Origin of the sequence: Yoonia sp. (genome assembly GCF_017854415.1) — a bacterium.
Classification (GTDB): domain Bacteria; phylum Pseudomonadota; class Alphaproteobacteria; order Rhodobacterales; family Rhodobacteraceae; genus Yoonia.
Window position 1 is genome coordinate 1 of record NZ_JAFMHR010000174.1, and the last position, 4,951, is coordinate 4,951.

Sequence of the window (4,951 nt, forward strand, 5' to 3'; positions counted from 1 at the left end):
GTGAATGTGCGCTGCCCTATCCGGCGCAGGTGCGCTTTGAGCTTGGAGAACACAATTTCGATTGGGTTGAGGTCGGGACTGTAGGGCGGCAAGAACAAGAACCAGCATCCGGCCTTACGCATCGCCCTTGCTGCTTGGGCGTTTTTATGGATGGCCACATTGTCCAGGATGACGACGGTTCTGGGAGTGAGTTCCAGCACCAGAACCCTCTCAACATAAGCGGCGAAAGCCACGCCATCCATGGCGCCTTTGATCACCAAGGGGCGATCATCGCACCTGCAGTCAGTCCGGCCATAAAGGTCTGGGTGCCCATTTGCCGAAGGGGGCGTCCATGATCAGGCGGTTTCAGCAAGGGGGCCTATCCCCTCTGTTTGTCAGGTTTGTCTTCACTGATGTTTCATCAATAAAGACAACACGGTCAGGGTGCTTTGACACAGCAGGAATGCGGTGCTTGAACCAGTCCTCGCACTGTCGTCTTACCTCGGCACGGCGGCGTTGGGTGGCCTCCAGCGACTCTTTTATATGTGTAGCCAAGCTTGCGGAGAAACTGGCCAATAGCGTTGGGGTGCGCCCAAACGTGCGTCGCGTCAAAAAGAGCGGCACTCAGCTCGGGCATTGTGATGTCGCCATCCTGCGCGATGATTTCGGCAAAGAAGTCTCGATGCGGGTCCAGTTTGCACCGGCCTTTTGGTCGGCCCTGCGGCGCGGCTTCCGCCTGGCCCGTCCGCTGTATCGGAAGCGCCCATCCCACTCCCGTCTTGGGCGAAAGCTTCAGGCGCAATGCCGCCGCACGACCGCTTAACCCTTCCGCAATATATCGCTCAAAACGCGCCCGAAGCGCGTCTGGTAAAGGTGCTGACATGATCCATTTATGCAAACAGGATAAATCACAAAAACACACCTGTGGAAGTTCCCGCGATTTAGGTTTCAGGCGGGACGCTGCAGTGCCAGCCTTTGGCGGGCGGGCAAACAACGCTTGTCTAAAGGGCAATTTCAAACAACTTTGGTATCCGCCGATACAACATTTGGGAAAAGCCGGACTATGTTGTTGATCGCCGCATTCCGTGCTATGTTTTTCTCAAAATTATGACAGTGGTTATGGAAATTTTAGAAATCAAGACTCGCCTGATAAGGTATGCTGTCGCGTTGACGTTAATCGCAATTGCAGCACAATTAGCTGTCTACTGGCGGACAGGGTTTGATGGCTGGACGATGTACGCAGTTTTCTTTGCTGCGTGGTTCGCGGTCGCTGTTATTGGAGTTGGGCTACTGTCAGGATCTATCAGGGCGCAAACTGCAGCCATGTGCGGGCTTTTAGTGGCCTTAGTTTTGATCGTTGTCGCACCAGTTTTAAATCCCGCAAATTCTCTCAATCCTACCTGGTATTTAGTCTTAGTCCTGTATTCCTATATCTTTTTTAGTCGCAAGCTGAGCCTAATTATCATGCTCTCTATCTACGGCTATTTCGTTATCTACGCGCTGTTCCTTATGCCAGATACATATAACCTCGGCGAGGTTGTGACATTCACAACAAGTATGTTCGTTACTGGAGCCCTATGTAGCGCTGCGAGTCGAGAGTCTAGTCAACTCTATAAGCGCCTTGGAGTCGCGGCCAATACTGATCCCATGACCAGCCTGTGGAACCGACGAGGCGTCGAAAAACTGTTCTTGGAACTTGTCACACTGAATCAAATTACGCCGCAACCATATTCTATAGCTGTCCTCGATTTAGACAACTTCAAACTTATCAATGACAGACTAGGCCACAAAACTGGAGATAATGTCATATGCCTTGCTGCAGATTTAATTCGTAACTTTACACGGGAACATGACATTGTTGCACGTGTGGGTGGCGAAGAGTTCCTACTTATTTTACCAAGAGACACCACATGCAGAATGAGGAGGATAGCAGATCGCATCCGAGCTAGATTTGAAACCGAAGTCCTTACAACTGTTGGTGATGACTTTAAAAACATCGCGACACTAAGTATTGGGGTGGTCCACAATATACCTCCCCATATCACTTTGTCAGAAGCTATGCAGCTTGGCGATAGGCTTATGTACGCGGCAAAAGACAAGGGCCGCAACGTATTGGTTGCAGCGAGTTACGATGATAGCCTAACACACGAAACTGATATACTGAAAAAGACACTCATACACGCAAGAAGTGTCTGACGTCAGCATCCTTGGAACAGATTTGAGGGTTTCGGTTTGAATAGGACAGGAATTCTAATTCTGCATCGGGTCATCGGACACTCGAAATTTGACAAGTTGACGCCGAGATTGGGAACCATTCAAGTAGGAGCATGATCAGCCCTAGTTTTCTTTCCCCTTCAGAGCGACGTGAGCTTGTCGCTTGCGTGCGCAGTCAGCGCGACGATCATGGTATCGCTCGCCGTGCGAATGCGATCCTGTTACTGGATGATGGAGAGAGTTGCGTGCCCACCTGAGAAATACAGGAAACGTAGAGTGGTGGACAACTTCCCTGACACAGGGGGCCGTATTCATTACCTTAACACGGGACTATCCTGAATTTTGTGCGCTGACGTGGTAACTGCTCACAGAGGAGACCCACGTATGAGCATCGATAAAGATATTTTGGACCGCCTGATGGAAGGCCGTTCGCCTGGTGATTTATTTGGCAAGACCGGCATCTTGGCAGAACTGACCAAGTCACTTGCGGAACGTGCGCTGAGCACAGAGATGGACGTCCATCTCTATGAAGAGCGCGCCGAGGAGGCGCCTGAGGGCCACAACCAGCCCCTCAATCGGCGCAATGGCAGCAGCCAGAAGACGGTGACCACCGACAGCGGCAAGGTGGTTCTGGACATCCCCCGTGACCGGAACGGCACGTTCGATCCGATGCTGATCGCCAAGTATCAGCGGCGCTTTCCTGAGTTCGATCGCAAGATCATCAGCATGTATGCCCGGGGCATGACGACCCGCGAGATCCAGGGTCATATCGAGGAAATCTATGGGGTTGAAGCCTCGCCCAGCCTGATTTCTGCAATCACCGACGCGGTCATGGAGGAGGTCACCGCCTGGCAGAACCGCCCTCTGGAACCCTGCTATCCGATCGTCTTCATGGACGCGATCCGGGTCAATATCCGCAGCGATGGTGCGGTCTCGAACAAGGCGGTCTTCGTGGCCCTTGCGGTGCTGCCGGATGGCACGCGAGACGTTCTGGGCCTGTGGTTTCAGGCCAATGAGGGCGCAAAGTTCTGGGCCAAGGTTCTCAGCGATCTGCGTAATCGGGGCGTCCAGGACATCCTCATCGCCGTCGTGGACGGGCTGAAGGGCTTTCCGCAGGCCATCGAGGCCGCCTTTCCGCAGACCCGGATCCAAACCTGCATCGTCCACCTGCTGCGCCATTCCATGAACTTCGCCAGCTACAAAGACCGCAAAGCTGTCGCGGCCGCCCTCAAGGCTATCTACACGGCCGTTGATGCCGAGGCGGCAGAACTGGCCCTGGCAGAGTTCGAGGATAACGACCTGGCCAGGCGGTATCCGGCGATCGCGCCCAGCTGGCGCCGGGCCTGGAACGAGGTCATTCCGTTTCTCGACTACCCACCCGAGGTACGCAGGCTGATCTACACCACGAATGCCATCGAGGCCTTGAACTCGAAGATCCGGCGCGCCGTCCGCACCCGGGGCCACTTCCCCAGCGACGACGCAGCGGCGAAATTGATCTATCTGGCACTCAATGCTACATCGACCGAGTGGAAGCGTTCGGTGCGAGAATGGCACGCTGTCAGAAGCCAGCTCGCCATCATGTTCGAAGAACGCTTTCCAATGACGTAAGAAAACGCGTCACGCACAAAATTCGGCACAGTCTCTCACTCCCGCAGAGGTCCACCTCGGACGCGACAAAGCCATTCTACAGCAACGTAAAAGGATCAAATGTAAGACGCTCGAAACGCGGCGCTTGCATCACAGACAACTCGCGGCATAATGCAATCAACCAGATGAGCCCGAGTCTCAAATACTCGAACCGGTCCGATGACGTCGGGCGTGTCGCCCAGCATTGGCAGACTACTTTAATAGCTGTACACTGAATTCCAGTGTTTTAAGGAAGAAATCAAATGATGAAGTTGGCAAAAGGTTTGGGTGTGGCGGTTCTCGCTAGCGCCTTTATGGTTACTCCTGTGTTGTTAACTGATCCTGACAGCGCGGTGATTGCTCAAGGAAAATCAGGAGATCATGGCGGCGGCAATGCCAGAGGCAACGGTAATGCTGGTAGCAACGGTAATGCTGGTAGCAACGGCAATGCTGGTAGCAACGGTAATACGATAGCGCGTGTTGATGGAAACGCCGATGGCAACAAAAACGGCAATACTAATGGTCAGGGTGCTTTGGCGAGTATGCTTAAGGGTCTAAATGCTTATCACGCAAGTCCAAATGCCGCTTCGAGTGCTGAGCCAAATAGTCAGGTCGGCCGAATTGCATCCTATGTCAGCAGTAGCCAGAACACTATTGCCATCTACGATGAATGGACGCGCGCCTATAACGAATATCTCACTTTCAGCGAATCTTACGACGGCCCTTCGCGAGACGAGATCCAAGAACAGCTCAATAATCTTCCAGTTGAATCTGAGACTTATGAGGCCGATCGTATCACCCTTGAGGAGCAACTGTTAGCATTTGAAGCCTATGAAGCCGAGACTGCTAGGTTGATGCAGATCTCAAATGACTTTGGCAAGACTTACGAGAGCGCAAGTCAGGTAGAGGATGACGCCCTTAAAACCGCTGCGAATGGTCGGACACTTTCGGCTGAAGAAGAGCAGCAATTCCGAGAGCTCTTGGGGCTTTAAGCCACTTAAGCTATGGGCGGCAAACTCTCTGCCAAAGACCTCTTGGGGCGATGTGGCGTTTACCTGATTGATCACAAGGTCATTGGTAAGCGTTGCTTCAGCCTCTAAAATTCCACGGTAGCAACTGGTCGATGTGTTTC

General features: G+C 52.9%; 4 protein-coding genes. 3 read left to right on the top strand and 1 reads right to left on the bottom strand.

Translation table 11 applies throughout. From position 1 onward, the window contains the following. A partial coding sequence (locus QZ197_RS14670; protein ID WP_296432891.1) for a transposase occupies nt 1–257 on the bottom strand: 257 nt, incomplete at its 3' end. Nucleotides 258–1,086: 829 nt separating this feature from the next. On the opposite strand from QZ197_RS14670, the gene QZ197_RS14675 reads away from it, so the two are divergent. The 3 genes from QZ197_RS14675 to QZ197_RS14685 all read left to right on the top strand — a co-directional run bounded on the left by QZ197_RS14675 (nt 1,087) and on the right by QZ197_RS14685 (nt 4,811). After that, nucleotides 1,087–2,175: a GGDEF domain-containing protein gene (locus QZ197_RS14675; protein ID WP_296432892.1), complete on the top strand. Its 1,089-nt coding sequence runs from the start codon at nt 1,087–1,089 to the stop codon at nt 2,173–2,175. A 402-nt stretch (nt 2,176–2,577) separates the two neighbouring features. Beyond that, the gene (locus QZ197_RS14680) at nt 2,578–3,801 is read left to right on the top strand and encodes an IS256 family transposase (protein WP_296432893.1); all 1,224 of its coding nucleotides are present in this window, start codon (nt 2,578–2,580) and stop codon (nt 3,799–3,801) included. A gap of 281 nt (nt 3,802–4,082) precedes the next feature. Beyond that, nucleotides 4,083–4,811 carry a hypothetical protein gene (locus QZ197_RS14685; RefSeq protein ID WP_296432894.1) on the top strand — a complete coding sequence of 243 codons (729 nt, stop codon included), beginning with the start codon at nt 4,083–4,085 and terminating at the stop codon, nt 4,809–4,811. The last annotated feature ends 140 nt before the right edge of the window (nt 4,812–4,951 follow it).